Below are 17640 nucleotides of genomic sequence, written 5' to 3'. Positions count from 1 at the left end.
GCAAAGTCTGCCCGCTCCGGACCGTTCCGGCGAGACCTGACCGCAGTCGCGGACGTATCCTGGGGACTATGAGTGCGACTACTCCCGTGCGGGGCCAGCGCCGCGCCGCATTGGTCGCGGTCGCCTCGCAGATGTTCGCTTCCCGTCCGTACGACGAGATCTACATCAGCGACATCGCCAAGGAGGCGGGCGTCGCGCACGGCCTGCTCTTCTACCACTTCAAGGACAAGCGCGGCCTGTACCTGGAAGTGCTCCGTCAGATGCAGGCCGAGATCAGCGCGCTGCACGACCGGCGCCCGGGCGAGGACACCAACCCGCTGTGGCTGCGCGGGGTGGTGCGACGGCAGATCGAGTACCGCCGCGACCACGTCCACACGTCCATGGCGATCATGCGCTCGGGCGGCCAGGACCCCGAGGTCGACGAGCTGATCGAACAGACCCGTCGGTCCGGGGTGTGCTTCCTGCGCCAACTGCTCGGCGTGACCGGCGAGCCGGACCCGTTGATGCGGATCGCCATGCGGGGCAGCCTGGGCGCGGTCGACGAGATGACCATGGACTGGCTGTCGCACGGCCTGGACATGCCGTTGGACCACCTCATCGAGCTGGCCTACGCCACCCTGCTGGCCATCCTGGGTTCCGTCTGCACGCAAGACCCGCAGGTCAGTGCCGCTGTCGCGGGGCTCGCGCCGGTCGGCTGATCAGACGGAGACCGACGCCCACAGGCCGTCGATCTCGCGCTCGGCCTCGGCCAGGCTCTGCTCGGCCAGCGGAATCAGCTCGGCCATCGCCGGCACCACCGGAGCCAGGGTCAGCTCGGCCGTGATGAAACGCGGCTCAAGGCCCGTCACCGCCAGGCCGTGCGGCAGCCACGGCGTCACATGGTCCCAGCCGTGGCGGGGCGTCTCGGGGCCGTAACCGCCGCCGCGGCTGCCCAGCACGATCAGGTCCCGACCCTCCAGCAGCCCGCTGCCGGTCGACGGGTCGAAGGACAGGCCCGGCGCGATCAGGTGGTCCACCCACGCCTTGACGCTGCTCGGCGCGCCGTAGTTGTACAGCGGCAGCCCGAGCACGATGGCGTCGGCCGCCCGGACCTCGGCGATCAGCTCCTCGCTGACCCGCCACGACGCGGCCTGGGCCGGCGTGTGCTGCTCGACCGGCGTCTGACGGGCCAGGCCGCCGTTGTCGTCGAGGTGCGGCACCGGGTCGCGGCCCAGGTCGCGGTACGTCACGGTGCCGTCCGGATGGGCCGCCCGCCACGCTGCGACGGCCCGCGCCGTCAGCTTCCGGCTGACCGACTCGTTCCCCTTGATGCTCGAGTCGATGTGCAACAGGTGCGGCATGCTGGTTCACCCCTGAGTTGACTTGACTTCATGTCAGTTGAGAGCTCAAGCATGCGGCTGACCTGACTTCATGTCAAATACTGCGGCACGGGTCACACCCCCCGCGAGTCCCGCTCTCGGACACACCGAAATACGGTTTCGAGCAGATCTGAGCCGCCAGTCTCGGATCTGCCCGAAACCGTATTTCGCACTGCCGGAGAGCGTGACTCGCGGGGGTTCAGGCCAGCTGGTGGTAGATCTCGGTCCACACCTCGGCCGGGTTGTCGCTGTGCGGCCCGTAGACCTCCCAGCGAACGCCGGTCCGGGCCAGCCCTTCCCTGTCACACCAAGAGATCACGGCGTCATGGGCGCCGCCGAGCTCCGCGTACGATCCATAGTGGACGGTCTTGGCCACGCGGCCGGCGGGCAGCGAGGACGAGACGATGCGGCCGGTCAGCGGGCACGGCGCCGACAGTTCGACACCGACCTCGACGCGAGGGGTGTCGTCCAGGTACAGCATGACGTTGCGGCAGCCGCGGGTGATGTTGTTGGCCCGCAGGCAAGCCCACACCTCGCCGGACAGCACGGGCCACAGCGCCGGGTACTCGGGCCAGGTAGTGGTCGCGGGCACCACGGCCGTCGGCCGGGACTCGACGTCCAACACGCTCACGGAATGTGGCACGGACCACATACTAAGGCCCTACCGTGGGGTAATGATGGTCGTGCTGTGGATCGTCGTGGCGCTGTGGGCGCTGGGCGAAATCGGGCTCCAGCTCCTGCAACTGCTGCGCAGCGAGCGGACCAAAACGCGCGAATGGGGCAGTTACGGCGGCATCATGATCACCGCGGTCCTGGCGGTGGTGGCGGCCGGGCTGCTGCGGCGGGTGCTGCCGGGCCTGGCCTTCCCGTTTCACGAGCCGGGCTGGGTGCTGGCCACCGCGGTGCTGATCGCGCTGGGCGGCGGCTTCCGGCTGTGGTCGATCGCCACCCTCGGCCGCTACTTCCGTGCGGTGGTGCACATCCAGGAGAACCACCACGTCGTCCGCGCCGGCCCCTACCGCGTGCTGCGACACCCCTCGTACACCGGCCTGCTGGTCGGCCTGCTCGGGATCTCGCTGCTGTTCGGCAACTACGCCTCGGCGGTGGTGTTCGAGCTGCTGGTGATCGTCGGCGTGCTGTACCGGATCCAGGTCGAGGAGCGGATGCTGCTCGACGGGCTCGGCGCGGACTACGCCGCCTACATGCGGGAGACGAACCGGCTCATCCCGGGTGTCTGGTAGTTGAGGGTTTTGCCCCAATCCCCGAACTCCAACGAGAAAAGTCTCACATGGGAGTTCAATGACACACTTGAAGGGTGGACATCACCGAACTCATCGCGCACATCACTGACACCTACGCCGGCGTGCGCGTCCTGACGCACGTCGGCGACTCCTTCTTCCTCTACGACCCGGACGGCGACCTCCCCCCGCAGCGGCAGCAGCCGTTCGTCACGATCGTCACCGGCGACCACTACGACAAGGACTCGCGGCTCGACCGGGACAGCGCTTACCGCGTCAACATCGGCCTGACCAAAGCCGGCTACGCCGAGCTGCTCCAAGAGTCCACTGTGGACGACTACACGCCGAGGGACACTTTGCTGCCGCACCCGACCTACGCCGGCCAGCACTGGGTCTGCGTGGTCAACCCTGGCCCGAACACCGCCGACACCGTGCGCAAGCTGATCGCCGACGCCTACGAGTTCGCCGTTCGCAAGCACAACAACCGCCGCTAGCGGTCACCACACGACCGCCCGAAGGGGCACTTGTCCTGACGCTGGTTCGGAAAGGCGCTCACGTCGACCGGGCGAGTGGGCGTCGCGTGAGATAGCTTGCCAGCCATGAAGTCACGCATCGCTGCCCTGATCGGGTCCGTGGTCGTCGCGGCCCTCGTCCTGCCCGTTCAGACGGCGTCGGCGACCCGATTGCCCATCACACACTGCACTTTCACGCCGACGCCCGACAATCCGGCGGCACGACCGGTGCTGCGGCCGGTGCCGATCGCGCCCACTATCGGCACGTTCGACGTGACCTTCCACTTCAACTACGGGCCCGTGACCGTGCGGCTCAACCGCGCCGGCGCCGCCCCGTGCGCCGTGCAGAACCTGATCAGCCTGGTGGCACAACGGTTCTACGACCACAGCCAGTGCTGGCGGCTGTCCAACAGCGCGCGGCTGGGCGTGTTGCAGTGCGGGGACATCTACGAGGTGGAGAAGGGCGGCCCCGGGTACAAGTTCCCCGACGAGACCGACGGCACCGAGACCTACGGCCGGGGCACGATCGCCATGGGCAACCAGGGCCCCGGCACCAACGGCAGCGAGTGGTTCATCGTGCACTCGTTCGCCCACATCCCGACCAACTACTCGGTGATGGGCACCGTGATCAGGGGCATGGACGTGCTGGACCGGATCGTGGCCGCCGGCATCATCCCCAGCGACCGCGGCCCGCTGGACGGCGCACCGGCCCAGCCCGTCAGGATCCTGCGCGGCACGCTCGGCTAGCGGTGGTCGGCCTCGCCCGTCTCGAGCAGGGTGGACGCCGCGCCCACCACGTTCGGGTCGGGCTTGCCGATCACCTCGTGGTCCTTGTCCTCATAGTCGACCAGTGAGAGCACGTGGCGCATCGCCTCGACGCGGGCGCGCTTCTTGTCGTTGCTCTTCACCACTGTCCACGGCGCGTACTCGGTGTCGGTGGCGCGGAACATCGCCACCTTCGCCGCCGTGTAGGCGTCCCAGCGGTCCAGCGACTCCACGTCGTTGGGGCTGAGCTTCCACTGCCGCACCGGGTCGACCTGGCGGATCAGGAAGCGGGTGCGCTGCTCGGCCTTGGAGACCGAAAACCACAGCTTCACCAGCGTCACGCCGTCGTCCACCAGCATGCGCTCGAACGTGGGCGCCTGGTGGATGAAGCGGCTGTACTGCTCGTCCGTGCAGTAGCCCATCACGCGCTCGACGCCGGCCCGGTTGTACCAGGAACGGTCCAGCAGCACGATCTCGCCGGCCGTGGGCAGGTGGTTGACGTAGCGCTGGAAGTACCACTGGCCCATCTCGCGCTCGGTGGGCTTGTCCAGCGCCACCACCCGTGCCCCGCGCGGGTTGAGGTGCTCGGTGAAGCGCTTGATGGTGCCGCCCTTGCCCGCCGCGTCCCGGCCCTCGCACAGGATCACCATGCGCCGGCCGGACTCCTTGACGGAGTACTGCATCTTCAGCAGTTCGATCTGCAGCAGCCGCTTGACCAGGTCGTACTCCTCCCGGCTCATGCGGGAGTCGTACGGGTAGTTCTCCCGCCAGGTGTCCACCACCGAGCCGTCGGCGCGGAGCAGGATCGGGTCGTCCCCGTCCTCGTACTCCACGACCATGTCGTCGTGCTGCAGTTCGGGGAACCGGGCCAGGACCTCGGGCGATTGCTGAATCACGGCTCAGGCTTACCTGCGGGTCACGGCGAGAACAAGGAATGGCGGGTTACGGGCGAATGGACTTCAGTTGCCACTGAAGCCATAGTGTTTATTTGTCACACGCAACACCGTCGTTGTCACGGTCGAGCGCAGGCCGGTAGCCGGGCTGTCCACGGTGGATCGGCGCAGCCCCGGCTGCTCGTGCTGCGGCACAGTTCGCGTAGTAGACCTCGGTCGGAGCCGGCGGCGTGTAGGCCGGCGGCGGAGCCTGCTCGGTGGTCTGGGGCGGAGGCGGCGGAGCCTGCGTGGTCGTCGTCGGCACGGGCGTCGGCGTGGGTGCCGGAGTGGGGGTGGGTTTGGTCACGTGCAGGGTGACCTTGCCGCCGCCGCTGTCCGCCGACACGACCTGCCAGTTCGACTGCACGATGACCATCCGGCCGTCCACCGACACGACATCGACGCGCAGAAAGCCGAGTTTGGCCAGCTCGTCCTTGGCCGCCGGCACGGACTTACCGACCAGATCGGTGGGAATGGCCGAGGCGGAAGTGCTGGCGGTCGCGGTGGTTGTCGGCGTCACGGCCAATCCCGGGGATTGGCACGCGGACAACATCGCGACCAGAGTCACGCCGGCGGCGATTTTCCCGCATCTGCGGAATTCCATGACGCCCTCCCCTTGCCCCTGCCGTACGGCCGGAAACATCGGCGAATTCCGTCGCCCGTTACATCCGATAAGGCCGGTCGGCGTCGAACCGGGCACTGGCCTAGCCTGCAAGCGTGGCGCTGGGTGAGCGGGAGTCGGAACGGGAGCGGCTGGCGGGGCTGGTCGGGGGGATCCGGGACCGGGGCGGGGCGCTGGTCGTCCGGGGCGAGGCGGGCATAGGCAAGTCGACGCTGCTGGCGGAGATCGAGGCGCCGGGCGTTCGCACGCTGACGGCGGTGGGGGTGGAGGCCGAGCACCGCCTGCCCTACGCGGGCCTGCACCAGCTGCTGTTCCCGCTGCGTAACGCGATCGACGCGCTCCCGAAGACGCAGCGAGAGGCCCTCGGGACGGCGCTGGGCCTGGCCGACGGACCCCGGCCGGAGATCTACCTGGTGGGCATGGCGGTCCTGAACCTGCTGGCCGAAGCGGCGTCGACGGAACCCCTGCTGCTGATCGTGGACGACGCGCACTGGCTGGATCCGAACAGCCAGGACGTGCTGGCGTTCGTGGCCCGGCGGCTGGAATCGGAGCCGATCGCGCTGGTGGCGGCCGTCAGGGACGGGGAGCCTTCCCGATTGGCCACGGCGAATCTGCCGACGATCGAACTCGGGCCGCTGTCGGACGAGGCGGCGCGGGAATTGCTGAAAGACGTGCCGCCGTCGGCCAGGGAACGGGTGCTGAAAGCGGCGCGGGGCAATCCGCTGGCGTTGAAGGAGTTGTTCCGGGGCGATCCGTCGACGAGCGTGGAGCAGACGTTCGCCAACCGGGTGCGGAAGCTGCCGCCGGAGACGCGGCGGTTTTTGCTGATCGCGGCGGTGAACGACACCAATGAGCTCGGTGAGGCGCTGGACGCCGCGAAGGCGGACCTGGTCGCGTTGGGGCCGGCGCTCGACGAGCACCTGGTCACGATCGCCCATGGCACGCTGACCTTCCGGCACCCGCTGCTGCGCTCGGCGATCGTCAAGGACGCGGAGCCGCGGGAACGCCATCAGGCGCACCAGGCCCTGGCCGACACGATCACCGAGCCGGACCGTCGGATCTGGCATCGAGCGGCGGCGACCACGGGCCCGGACGAGGAGATCGCCGCCGAGCTGGAACGGTCGGCCGAGCGCACCGAACGCCGGGGCGGCATCGATGCCACGGTGACGTCGCTGGAGTGGGCGGCCAAGCTGACGCACGACCCCGTCAAACGGGCGGAGCGGCTGCTCAAGGCGGCCGGCGCGGCGGTGGAGACCGGCAACCGCGAGCTGGTCGACCGCCTCCTCGATCAGGCGTCGGCCGAAGACCTGACCAGCAACCAGCGGGCAGTGATCCGCTGGCTGCCCACCAACTTCGACGACGGCCTGCGCGGCGACGTCTCCGGCCCGGGCGACCTCGCCGACCTGGCGATCGGCGTGCTGGAGGACGGCAAGACCGATCTGGCGATGCAGATCCTGTGGGGCGCGGCGATGCGCTGCTTCTGGGCCGAGCCGGGGCAGGACGACCGTCGCCGCCTGATCAGGGCGGCCGACCTCATGCCGCTCGACCGCCACGACCCGCGCCTGGTCGCGATCAACGCCTACGTCACGCCGTTCGAACGCAGCCAGTCGGTGCTGACCGAGCTCACCACCCTCGCCGGACAGCTGAACCGGGACGCCCTGGTGGATCGTTTCCTTGGCAGCGCGGCGATGCTGATCGGCGCCTTCGACCTGGCGGCCCGCTTCTCGGCCGGCGCCCAACCGGGCTTCCGGACCCAGGGCCGCCTCGCCTTCCTGGCTCGGGCCCTGGGCGTGCAGGCATGGAGTTCGGTGCGGCTGGGCGATCTCGCCACGGCCATGACCGCCGCCGAGGAGGGCCTGCGCCTGGCCATCGAGACCTCACAGCCGTACATCCACGGCCTCACGCTGGCCACCCAGGCCGAGATCGCCGCCATGAGGGGTGACTTCGCGCAGGCCGAAAGCCTTGCCGCGCAGGCGGAACGGGTCGGCCTCTCGGCCGGGGCACGGCCGGTGCTGGCCACCGTCCAGCTGGCCCGAGGCATTGCCGCGCTGGGCGAGGGAAGGCACGCCGACGCGTTCGCGAACCTCATGCGGCTGCACGATCCGGCCGACCCGGCGTACCAACTTGCCTTGCGCTGCTACACGATCGCCGAGCTGACCGAGGCCGCGGTGCGCTGCGACCAGCTCGGTGTCGTCCGCGAGATGATGCAGGAGTTCGAGATGCAGGCGATGCGGTCCCCGTCGCCGGCGCTCCACAGTGGACTCCGGCACGCCCGGGCCGCGCTCGCCCCGGACGCCGAAGCGGAAAAGCTGTTCCGGGCGGCGCTGGACGCGGAGACGTGGCCGCTGGAACGCAGCCGAACCCAGCTCGCCTACGGGGAATGGTTGCGGCGGCAACGACGTCCCGCCGACTCGCGGCCCCAGCTGCGGGCCGCCCGCGAGACGTTCGAGGCGCTGGGCGTGACGGCGTGGGCGGAACGGGCCCGCCGCGAGCTGCGGGCGGCCGGCGAGGCCAGCCCGGACCAGCACGACGACGCGTTCAGCGACCTGACACCCCATGAGCTGAACATCGCCCGGCTCGCCGCCGAGGGCTTGACGAACCGGGAGATCGGGCAGCGGCTCTACCTCTCGCACCGGACCGTGAGCACGCACCTGCACCGCATCTTCCCCAAACTCGGGATCACCTCGCGCACCGAACTCCGAGAGGTGCTCGGACCATGACGTACCCCGGCTACGTCATCTGACGGTCGCCTCGGCCGGGATCCGGTCACTAGCGTCGAGGACGCAGTGACCGCCTTTCCCGTCAGGAGTGTTCCGATGATCAGCAGGAGATTGTTCGCGCAGGGCTTCGCCGGCGTCATGGCGGCGGGCACGCTGGCCGCCTGCTCGTCGGAGAAGGCCGCCGCGCCGGCCGCCGTGACCACTGCCGCCGGCCACACGAAGTTCGCCGCCCTCAAGCAGATCCAGGCCGGCCCGCTGAACATCGGCTACGCCGAGGACGGCCCGGCCAACGGGCCCGTGGTGTTCCTGCTGCACGGCTGGCCGTACGACATCTTCAGCTACGTCGACGTGGCCCCCGTCCTGGCCGCGGCCGGATATCGGGTCATCGTGCCGTACCTGCGCGGCTACGGCAGCACCACGTTCCTCGCGGCCGACACCGTCCGAAATGGACAGCAGGCCGCCACCGCCTCGGACCTGATCGCGCTGATGGACGCGCTGCACGTGGACAAGGCCGTGATCGCCGGCTACGACTGGGGCAGCCGGACCGCGGGCTGCGTGGCCGCGGTGTGGCCGGAGCGGGTCAAGGCGGCGGTGCTGGTCAGCGGCTACCTGGTGACCAATCTCAAGGCGCAGCAGCAGCCTCTCACTCCGGTCGCCGAACGCGGCTGGTGGTACCAGTACTACTTCAGCACCGAGCGCGGCGTGCTGGGCTACACCCAGAACCGGCACGACTTCAACAAGCTGATCTGGCAGCAGGCCTCGCCGACGTGGAAGTTCGACGACGCCACCTACGAGCGCAGCGCGCAGGCCTTCGACAACCCCGATCACGTCGCCGTCGTCATCCACAACTACCGATGGCGGCTGGGGCTGGCCCCCGGCGAGGCGCAGTACGACGCCGTCGAGCAGAAGCTCCAGGCCGCGCCGCCGATCACCGTGCCGACGATCACCATCGGCAGCGACTTCGACGGCGCCGCCATCGACGGCAAGGCATACCGGTCCAAGTTCACCGGCCGCTACGACCACCGGATCCTCAAGGGCGTCGGCCACGACGTGCCGCAGGAGGACCCGCAGAGCTTCGCCAAGGCCGTCATGGACGCCGATCGACTCTGAGCACGACCTCCAGTGCGGGGACCGGCCTCGGCCGGTCCCCGCCCTTTTGTTCGAGCATTGTGGTTGCGACGGGCGGCTGTGGATCTCCGATGTGCACGCGTATCGCCTGGTCACGGTGGGTGCGACAACAGATGTTGTCACCGAGGTGCCGGGACGACCGGCGGGCAGCGGCTTCCTCCCCGACGGGAACCTGCTGCTGGCCACGGCCCTGGACCGCCGGCTGAACGTTGCTGCCGAGGACGTCTGGTTCCCCAACGGAATGGTGCTCACGGGTAGTGAATTGGTGGTCAACGAGTCGACCGCCGACCGCGCCTCCGTGTTCGAGGTGCGGCCCGACGGCACACTGCGGCGGACCGGATGCTGGTCGAGCCGGGCCCGTTCCCGGACGGCCTGTGCGTGGACGCCGACGGCTCGTTCTGGGTCGCACTGTTCCAGGGCGGCCGGTTCGTGCACGTCAGCGCGGGCGGCGAGGTGCTGGAGGAGATCGACACCGGCGGCCGGATCGCCGTAGCCTGCGCCTTCGAAGGCGGGTCGCTGCACCGCCGAGACGACCATGGCCGAGCTGCGCGAGGGTCGCAGCCGTGGATACGTGGAGCAACTTTCGAATGTCTAGCGAACTTACGACAGTGTGTGGCAGCATATGTGCCACCACAGCCGCCGATGAGGAGCCGACCATGTCCCTCGAACTGAAGAAGGCCGTAGCGAACACCACGGGCCGTACCGGCTCCGACGCCGTGGCCTCGACCGTGTCCGCGGTGATCGCCGACATCCGCGACCGCGGCGACGCCGCCGTCCGCGAGTACTCGGCCCGCTTCGACAAATGGTCCCCCACGGAGTTCCGCCTGTCCGCCGAGGAGATCGAGCGGATCATCGCCACCGTCCCGGCCCGGACCATCGAGGACATCAAGACCGTGCAGGCCAATGTGCGGGGGTTCGCCGAGAAACAGCTGGCGTCGATGCTCGAGTTCGAGGTGGAGACGGCGCCCGGCGTTTTCCTCGGACAGAAGCACAATCCCGTCGACGCCGTCGGCGCCTACGTGCCCGGCGGCCGCTACCCGCTGCTGGCCTCGGCGCACATGACCGTGCTGACCGCGAAGGTCGCCGGCGTCAAGCGGGTCACGGCCTGCACGCCGCCCATCCGCGGCGAGATCCCCGCCGCCACCATCGCCGCCATGCACCTGGCCGGCGCGGACGAGATCCTGCTGCTCGGCGGCGTGCAGGCGGTCGCCGCCATGGCCGTCGGCACCGAGACCGTCGGCAGGGTCGACATGCTCGCCGGGCCCGGCAACGCCTACGTCGCCGAGGCCAAGCGGCAGCTGTTCGGCGAGGTCGGCATCGACCTGTTCGCCGGGCCGACCGAGATCCTCGTCATCGCCGACCACACCGCCGACCCGCTGCTGGTCGCCGTCGACCTGCTCAGCCAGGCCGAGCACGGCCCCGACTCCCCCGCCATCCTGATCACCACCTCCGAGGACCTCGGCCGCGGCGTCATCGAGCACATCGACCGCCTGCTGCCTGGCATGTCCACAAAGGACCTCGCCGAGCCGGCCTGGAACGACCACGGCCAGGTGCACGTCGTGGACGACCTGGCCGAGGCCTTCCGGCTGGCCGACGAGTTCGCCTCCGAACATGTGCAAGTGCTGACCGAGAACCCCCGCCAGGCCTTGACGTCCATGAACCACTACGGCGCCCTGTTCCTCGGCGAGGGCACATGCGTCTCCTATGGCGACAAGGTCATCGGCACCAACCACACCCTGCCCACGCGGCACGCCGCCCGCTACACCGGCGGCCTGTGGGTGGGCAAGTTCCTGCGCACGGTGACGTACCAGGAGGTCACCGACGCCACGTCGAGCGCGGAACTCGGTGAGCTGTGCGGCCGGGCCGCGCGGGCCGAGTCCTTCGAGGGCCACGCGCGCTCCGGCGACATCCGCGCGAGCCGGGTGCGGGGCGAGCTGCCCGCGTGGGCCGAATGAGCACTTTGGACGGTCGGACCGCCCTGGTCACGGGCGCCGGCCGCGGTCTCGGGCGGGGCATCGCGCTGGCGTTGGCCGCGTCCGGAGCCCGGGTGGTGCTGCTCAGCCGCACCGCTTCGGAGATCGACTCCGCCGCCGAGGAGATCCGCGCCGCCGGTGGTTCGGCCTTGGCTGTGACGTGTGATGTCCTTGACCTGCCCCGGTTCGAGGCCGTGCTCGATGGGGTCGGTGAGGTGGACGTGTTGGTGAACAACGCCGGCACCAACGACCCGATGCCGTTCACCGAGGTCACCCCGGCCACCTACGACAAGATCTTCGACCTCAACGTCCGGTCCACGTACTTCGTGACCCAGGCCGTGGTCGCCCGCATGATCGCCGCCGGCCGCGGTGGCTCGGTGGTCACCGTGTCGTCCCAGATGGGCCATGTCGGCGCGGCCAACCGCTCCGTGTACTGCGCCGCCAAGCACGCCGTCGAGGGCATGACCAAGGCGCTGGCCGTGGAACTCGGGCCGCACGGCATCCGGGTCAACGCCGTCGCCCCCGGCTACGTCGAAACCCCTTTGACCGCCCCGTATTTCGCCGACGAGGACTTCCGGGCCGACACGCTGCGCCGGATCCCGCTCGGCCGGCTCGGCCTCGTCCGCGAGGTGGCCGCCGCCGTTGTGTACCTCGCCGATCCCGCCGCGGGTTTCGTCACCGGCGCCAGCCTGGTGATCGACGGCGGCTACACCGCCCAATGATCGAGGAGAGTCCCGTGCACGATGTCGTTGTTCTCGGCGCCGGTCCCGTGGGTCTGGTGGCCGCCGGACTGCTGGGGCGGCTCGGTCGCGACGTCGCCCTCGTCGAGAGGCATCCCAACCTCTACAACCTGCCCCGCGCCGGGCATGTGGACCACGAGGTGGTGCGGACCCTGCAGCTGCTGGACTGCACCGACACGTTCCTCAAGGACGCCATCGCGTGTGAAACCTACACGATGCGCAACGGGAAGGGCGAGCTGCTGGCCGAATTCCCTTGGGCCTCCGAGGGAATCTCCGGCTACCCGTCGGACTTCATGATGTACCAGCCCACCATGGAGGACCCTCTCCACTCGCAGCTGTGCGACGACCCCACCGTGTCGCTGTACCGGGGCTTCGAGATCGAGAACGTCGTCCCCGGCGACGATTTCGTCGAGGTGCACGCGACTTCTCCGGCCGCCGAGGCCGACGAGTTCGGTCCCGCCCGCGCCGCCGAGTCCATCGTCCTGCGGGCCCGCTACGTCATCGCCGCCGACGGCGGCCGCAGCCAGACCCGTGAGCAGCTGGGCATCGAGCGCTACGATCTCGGGTATTCCGAGGAGTGGCTCAACGCCGACTGCCGGCGCAAGCGTCCCGTGCACCTTGAGCTCGACACCGGGCAGTGGTGCGACCCCGAGCGCCCCACCACCGTGCTGCCGCTCGGGCACCGTCACCGTCGGTTCGAGTGGCGGCTGCTGCCCGGCGAGACCGCCGAGCAGATGTCCGATCCCGCCGTCGCGTGGGAGTTGTTGGCCCGCCTCGGTCTCACCGCCGACGACCTGTCGATCGTTCGTCAGCACGTGTGGAACTTCGAGGCCAAGATCGCCTCGCAGTGGTCCAGGGGGCGCGTGTTCCTGGCCGGCGACGCCGCCCACACCATGCCGCCTTTCCAGGGTCAGGGCATGTGTTCCGGCATTCGCGACGCCAACAACCTCGCATGGAAGCTCGACCTCGTGCTTCGCGGCGTCTCCTCCCCCGCCCTGCTCGACACCTACCAGTCCGAGCGGGAGCCCAATCTCCTTGCGTGGACCCACCTTTCCATCGAGACCGGCAAGGTCACCTCCGTGCTCGACCCCGAGCTGGCCGCCGCGCGCGACGAGGCGTTCCGCACCGGCAACGCCCCCGCCATGCCCACCATCCCGCCCCTGACCGGCATCGCCCGCTCCCAGCCCGGCGCCGGCGAGCTCAGCCTCCAGGCCCTCGTGCGCCGGGGTTGCACCGAGGGCCTGTTCGACGACGTCATCGGCGGCGGGTTCACCGTTGTGTCCACAGTGGCCGATCCCGCTTCGATGTTGGACCCCCAGCAGCTCGCGTTCCTCTCCTCCATCGGCGCGCACCTGGTGCACGTCGGCGGCGATGTCGTTGACGTGGAGGGCAAGTACGCCGCCCACCTCGCCGCTCAGGGCTGGGAGGTCGTCGTCACGCGTCCCGACTTCTACGTGTTCGGTGGCGGTTCCCTGGCGGAGCTGCCGGGGATCATCAATGAGCTTCGCGGTCACATCGAGGTCTGAGGAGTCCCTGCAGTGCCTGGGTGTTGCTTCGGAGGGACACCCAGGGTCGTTGCTCTGCATAGGGTTTGCTCGCGCTCACCGCACAAAGCCGTTGTCCCAGATAGGCTTCAAGCCACTCCGACACCTAGAGTGCTTTCCCTATCCCATTTCTACACCCTTTCGAGTGACGAAATCGATCTTGCTGCGGGGGTAGAGTCGCAGGTATGAACGAGAAAGTCGCTCGCTTGATCGAATGTGAGCGCCGCCGTCGCCAACTCAGCGCCGAGGTTCTCCACCTCACGGCCGAGCTCTGCATCGATGAGGAGGCCCCTGTCGACATCGGCGCAGCCCTGCAGCTCTCCCCCGTCAACGCCCAGGATCACTGCGAGTTTGCCACACGCTTGGAGTCCTTGTTCCCCAACGTGATCGACGCCATGGCCGCCGGCACCATCTCCGAGCGCTCCGCCCACGCCATCGTCGACCCCACCGAGTTCTACCCCGAAGACCTCGCCCAGCGGGCCGTAACGAAGACCTTGGAGACCGCCGAAGGCCGGTGCCCCCAACAACTCCGTCGCTCCTGCCAGGCCAGGTTGCAGCGCGCCGACCCCGCCGTCCACCTGGAACGCCGTGAAAAAGCCCGCCGCGACCGCAAAGTCGTCCTCTACGACGACGAAGACAGCATGGCCACCCTCGCCTGCCAGCAGCCTGCGGAGATCGCCCAGGCGATGTACGCCAAGATCGACCGCATCGCCAAGCAGGAGCCCAAGAACGGCCGCACCATCGACGCCGTCCGCGCCGACGTCATGGCCGGCTTGATCCTGGAGGACCCCAAGACCGCCGGCCTGAAGCCCTTGATCCAGGTAACAGTTCCCATCACGGCACTGCTGGGTGTCGATGACCGGCCGGGGAAGATGGTCGCCGGACAGCTGATACCGGCCGCAGTGGTGCGGGAGCTGATGTCCCACCCGGGCACCCTGTTCCACCGGCTGCTGACCGATCCGGCTGGGCACCTGGTGGAGTACACGCCGAAGTTGTATCGCCCGAAGGTGGGCGTGGATCGGTTCATCCGCACACGGCATCAGACGTGTGTGATGCCCTGTTGTTCGCATCCCTCGCGGTCGTGCGACATCGACCACGCGACGCCGTGGCCGCTGGGTGAGTCGACGAGTACCAACCTCGCGCCCCTGGATCGGCGGCATTATCGGTACAAGCATGCGACCAAGGCCGAGGTGAGCATCGCCGAGGACGGCACCGCGACGGTGAAGACGCGGTGGGGGCAGACCTACGTCACCAAGCCCGCGCCGTTGGACGAGCCGCCGTTCTGAGGCTGACTGGGGGTGCCCGGCTTACCGGTGGGGCACAGTCGGAGGCTTCAGCGTGGGAGGGGCCGCTGCCGCGACCACGACGGCAAGCTCCTGTGTTGACGGATGTCGGTGCCGTCGCGGCCTTGCCACCCGAACCGTGGTCACGTCAGGCGCGTGGTGCAGTCGGTGGCCCGAGATGCCTTTGCCAAAACTCCTGTGTCGCAGTACCGTCGCGTTGGCGGTGCCGGCCGCCTCTGGGTCCGCGGGCAGGGCTGCAAGCCCACCGGGTTGAAGTGTCACCCATCGACGGCAGGTCTTTCCGGCCCGATGTCGCGGACCCACGGGCGTGAGGAAGGACTGCCATGTCCGAGCATTCGCGTGCCCTCCCCGACCGGCCCAGCCTGCGCTTCCTGAAGATGGAAGCGAAGCGGCGAGTGGCGGCGGGGGAATTCGGCACACTGCATGAAGCGCAGCTGGCCATTGCCCGTGAGCACGGGTTTGCCAGCTGGACGGCGCTGAAAACGGGCGTTGAGACGGCGGCGGGGAACGTGCTGCCGCACGTTCGGTGGCTGGTGGACAGGTATCGGACGTCGGACGCGGAGGGGTGGACGGCGCCCGAAAGGCGAGAACTCGACGAGCATGTGGCGCCGAGGTTGCTGGAGCAGATACCGGCGGACGTCATGACGAAGATGCTGCGATCGGTGGTGGGGCAGCTGCGGGAGCGGCTGACCGTGAACGCGCAGAACGAAACGGCGATCCGGGCGGAGATCGGCGGACTGAGGCTGGAGGCCTCGACGGAGGAAGAGGCGCCGTACCGGATCAAGGCGCTGAAGCTGTATCCGATCGCGAAGCGGCTCACGGACAGCCGGATGAATCGGGCAATCGTCACCAGAACGACCGGAGAACCGCCGCAGAAGGCGCAAAGCACGGCGCAGCGGGCGGTGGAGGATCTCGGGCTGCCGGGGGTGGTGCTCGCGGGTGAGGGCTGGACGTACGCGCAGGGGTGGAAGGATCTCGACAGCCACGAGCCGCTAAGGCCCGAGCATCGGTTTCCCGTCTACGGGATCGCCAAAGTCGTCACGGCGACCGCCGTCGTCGCGCTGGTCGAGGACCTTGACGTACGGGCGAACACGATCCTCCGCGGCGTCCGACTGGACAACGACGAGATCACGGTCCGCGACCTGCTCACCCACACCGCCGGCGTCATCGACCCCGAGGTCCAGTTCGCCCCGGAAGCACCGGAATTCGTCTACCACCGCACCGTCCCCTGCCACCACGACCGACGAGGCGAGCTCCTCCCCAGCAACGGCGGCTACGCCGTGCTGGGGAGGATCGTCGCCGACATCACCGGGGTTCCCTACCCCGACGCAATAAGGAACCTGGTGCTCGCACCGCTCGGCATGGACGACTCCGACTTCCCCACGGCATGGCCACAAGGAGGCGCCGTGGTCACCGGCTACCACCTGGCCGAGGACGGGGCGTTCGAGGAGGCGGAACGCCACGTCTCGACCATGGCGGCGGCCGGGGGTCTGTGGACCACGGCGCCGGACCTGGTGCGGTTCGGTCGGACCTGGACGACGCTGCTGCCAGCGCACGGCGTCGACGACATGCTGCGGCCCCGAGCGGGAACGGGGCCGGCCAAGCTGGGCCTGGGCTGGCTGGTCAACCCGGGTGGAGACCTGTACGGACACTCCGGCGTCGGCCCGGGCGCCGGAGCGTCACTGCTGATCGGCCTGAGCGACGGAGAGGTGACGGTGGCCGCGGCCAACCGGACGGTGCCGATGGAACCGGTCAACGCCACCCTCCGCCGCCCGATCAGCTAGGAACACCTACACCCCGGGCGTGGTGGGGGTCTTGGACAGCCCCTTGCCCCCGGTGCTCTTGTTGGACGCGCCGATGATGTTCGGCGACTTCGACGACACGCACTGGCTCTGGTTGGTGGAGTTGATGCCGTAGCCGTTCTTGTTCTTCACGGTCAGCGTGTTCTTGCTGAACGTGTTGCCGCAGCCGGTGTTCTCCCACACGTTGTGCAGCTGGATCACGTCGAGATAGCCGTTCTTGGCGATGTTGTTCGTGATGGTGTACTTGTCGCCCTTGATGTCCATCGTGGAGTCGGCGTCGTGCTGGTTCTTCTCGCCGGTGCCGTCGAAGGTGTTGCCGGAGATCAGCCCGTCGTGGGTGCCCTCCTTGACGTCAATGCCTTCGGCGGCCACGTTGGGACCGATCTTGTTGTTCAGCACCTGGGTGAAGTTGCTGGCGTCGGGCGTGCTCGGGGTGGCGCCGTAGCACTCCCAGTTGCTGTTGGCCGACCCCAGGTACACACCCTCGCCGTAGCCGGGCTCCTCGGTGCCGGTGTTGGTCACCGTGGAGTTCTTGATCACGCCGTAGGAGCTGCTCTTACGGAAGTGCACACCCTCGTACCCGATGTCGTGCACGCTGACACCGTCGATCGTCACGTGTGAAGATCCGTCGAGGACGATGCCCTTCTTGGAGTTGCTGACCGTGAAACCCTTGAGGTTCCAGTAGTTCGCACCCTGGAGCCACAGGCCGTACCCGGTCTGGCCGGACGGGCAGTCGGTGTCGCCGAGCTTGAACTTGGGGTCGTGCAGCACGGCCTTGGCGCTGCCGACCAGGGTGATGGGCTTGGCCGCGGTGCCGGGCGTGGTGGCGACGAACTGGTCGCCGTAGTCGCCGTCGGCCAGCTGGATGGTGTCGCCGGGCTTGGCCGCCTTCAGCGCGGCGATCAGCTGGGCGGCGTTGCTGACGTTGATGGTGGCCGCAGCCGCGGCCGGCTGCGCCACGGCCTGGGCCGCGAGCACAGCTGCGAGAATGGCCTTCAACAC

General features: G+C 68.9%; 16 protein-coding genes and 1 pseudogene. 12 read left to right on the top strand and 5 right to left on the bottom strand.

All coding sequences use genetic code 11. The features are described 5' to 3' along the window. Positions 1–68: 68 nt before the first annotated feature. Positions 69–698, top strand: a complete 630-nt coding sequence (locus tag AB0M73_RS07630) for a TetR/AcrR family transcriptional regulator (RefSeq protein ID WP_363888190.1) — start codon at positions 69–71, stop codon at positions 696–698. Here the strand turns inward: AB0M73_RS07630 and AB0M73_RS07625 are convergent, their stop codons facing one another. Next, on the bottom strand, positions 699–1340 hold the full coding sequence (locus tag AB0M73_RS07625) for an NAD(P)H-dependent oxidoreductase (RefSeq protein ID WP_363888188.1): 642 nt from the start codon (positions 1338–1340) through the stop codon (positions 699–701). A gap of 217 nt (positions 1341–1557) precedes the next feature. After that, positions 1558–2001: a GyrI-like domain-containing protein gene (locus AB0M73_RS07620; protein ID WP_363888185.1), complete on the bottom strand. Its 444-nt coding sequence runs from the start codon at positions 1999–2001 to the stop codon at positions 1558–1560. A 31-nt stretch (positions 2002–2032) separates the two neighbouring features. On the opposite strand from AB0M73_RS07620, the gene AB0M73_RS07615 reads away from it, so the two are divergent. The 3 genes from AB0M73_RS07615 (at position 2033) to AB0M73_RS07605 (ending at position 3855) form a co-directional block, all read left to right on the top strand. Continuing rightward, positions 2033–2599 (top strand): isoprenylcysteine carboxylmethyltransferase family protein, encoded by a 567-nt coding sequence (locus tag AB0M73_RS07615; RefSeq protein WP_363888182.1) that lies wholly within the window; start codon positions 2033–2035, stop codon positions 2597–2599. Positions 2600–2673: 74 nt separating this feature from the next. Continuing rightward, a complete protein-coding gene (locus AB0M73_RS07610) occupies positions 2674–3090 on the top strand; it encodes a DUF6194 family protein (protein ID WP_363888181.1) in 417 nt (138 codons plus the stop codon). 105 nt (positions 3091–3195) lie between these two features. After that, on the top strand, positions 3196–3855 hold the full coding sequence (locus AB0M73_RS07605; protein WP_363888178.1) for a peptidylprolyl isomerase: 660 nt from the start codon (positions 3196–3198) through the stop codon (positions 3853–3855). Here the strand turns inward: AB0M73_RS07605 and ppk2 are convergent. Beyond that, a complete protein-coding gene (gene ppk2 / locus AB0M73_RS07600) occupies positions 3852–4712 on the bottom strand; it encodes a polyphosphate kinase 2 (RefSeq protein ID WP_363888584.1) in 861 nt (286 codons plus the stop codon). The two genes, AB0M73_RS07605 and ppk2, sit on opposite strands and share 4 nt — an antisense overlap. 145 nt (positions 4713–4857) lie before the next feature. Beyond that, positions 4858–4974: pseudogene (locus tag AB0M73_RS07595) on the bottom strand (excalibur calcium-binding domain-containing protein); the annotation flags it as partial. Positions 4975–5522: 548 nt separating this feature from the next. On the opposite strand from AB0M73_RS07595, the gene AB0M73_RS07590 reads away from it, so the two are divergent. From AB0M73_RS07590 to AB0M73_RS07555, 8 genes are all read left to right on the top strand, one after another. Next, the gene (locus tag AB0M73_RS07590; RefSeq protein ID WP_363888176.1) at positions 5523–8147 is read left to right on the top strand and encodes an AAA family ATPase; all 2625 of its coding nucleotides are present in this window, start codon (positions 5523–5525) and stop codon (positions 8145–8147) included. Between the two features lie 96 nt (positions 8148–8243). Then, a complete protein-coding gene (locus AB0M73_RS07585) occupies positions 8244–9257 on the top strand; it encodes an alpha/beta hydrolase (RefSeq protein ID WP_363888174.1) in 1014 nt (337 codons plus the stop codon). 357 nt (positions 9258–9614) lie between these two features. Beyond that, positions 9615–9947: an SMP-30/gluconolactonase/LRE family protein gene (locus AB0M73_RS07580; RefSeq protein ID WP_363888172.1), complete on the top strand. Its 333-nt coding sequence runs from the start codon at positions 9615–9617 to the stop codon at positions 9945–9947. Next, positions 9932–11230, top strand: a complete 1299-nt coding sequence (gene hisD, locus AB0M73_RS07575; protein WP_363888169.1) for a histidinol dehydrogenase — start codon at positions 9932–9934, stop codon at positions 11228–11230. The genes AB0M73_RS07580 and hisD overlap by 16 nt, the downstream gene beginning before the upstream one ends. Continuing rightward, positions 11227–11970 (top strand): SDR family NAD(P)-dependent oxidoreductase, encoded by a 744-nt coding sequence (locus AB0M73_RS07570; protein ID WP_363888166.1) that lies wholly within the window; start codon positions 11227–11229, stop codon positions 11968–11970. Before hisD ends, AB0M73_RS07570 begins: the two co-directional genes overlap by 4 nt. Positions 11971–11984: 14 nt before the next feature. Beyond that, positions 11985–13514, top strand: a complete 1530-nt coding sequence (locus AB0M73_RS07565) for a bifunctional 3-(3-hydroxy-phenyl)propionate/3-hydroxycinnamic acid hydroxylase (protein ID WP_363888164.1) — start codon at positions 11985–11987, stop codon at positions 13512–13514. A gap of 203 nt (positions 13515–13717) precedes the next feature. Continuing rightward, the gene (locus AB0M73_RS07560; protein ID WP_363888161.1) at positions 13718–14818 is read left to right on the top strand and encodes a DUF222 domain-containing protein; all 1101 of its coding nucleotides are present in this window, start codon (positions 13718–13720) and stop codon (positions 14816–14818) included. Positions 14819–15159: 341 nt separating this feature from the next. Continuing rightward, a complete protein-coding gene (locus AB0M73_RS07555; protein ID WP_363888159.1) occupies positions 15160–16620 on the top strand; it encodes a serine hydrolase domain-containing protein in 1461 nt (486 codons plus the stop codon). Positions 16621–16626: 6 nt separating this feature from the next. Here the strand turns inward: AB0M73_RS07555 and AB0M73_RS07550 are convergent, their stop codons facing one another. Next, positions 16627–17640 carry a right-handed parallel beta-helix repeat-containing protein gene (locus tag AB0M73_RS07550; protein WP_363888156.1) on the bottom strand — a complete coding sequence of 338 codons (1014 nt, stop codon included), beginning with the start codon at positions 17638–17640 and terminating at the stop codon, positions 16627–16629.

The organism is Kutzneria sp. NPDC051319 (assembly GCF_040682195.1).
Classification (GTDB): domain Bacteria; phylum Actinomycetota; class Actinomycetes; order Mycobacteriales; family Pseudonocardiaceae; genus Kutzneria.
Note: the sequence above shows the minus strand (reverse complement) of the source record. Positions and strands in the feature narration are given on the sequence as shown.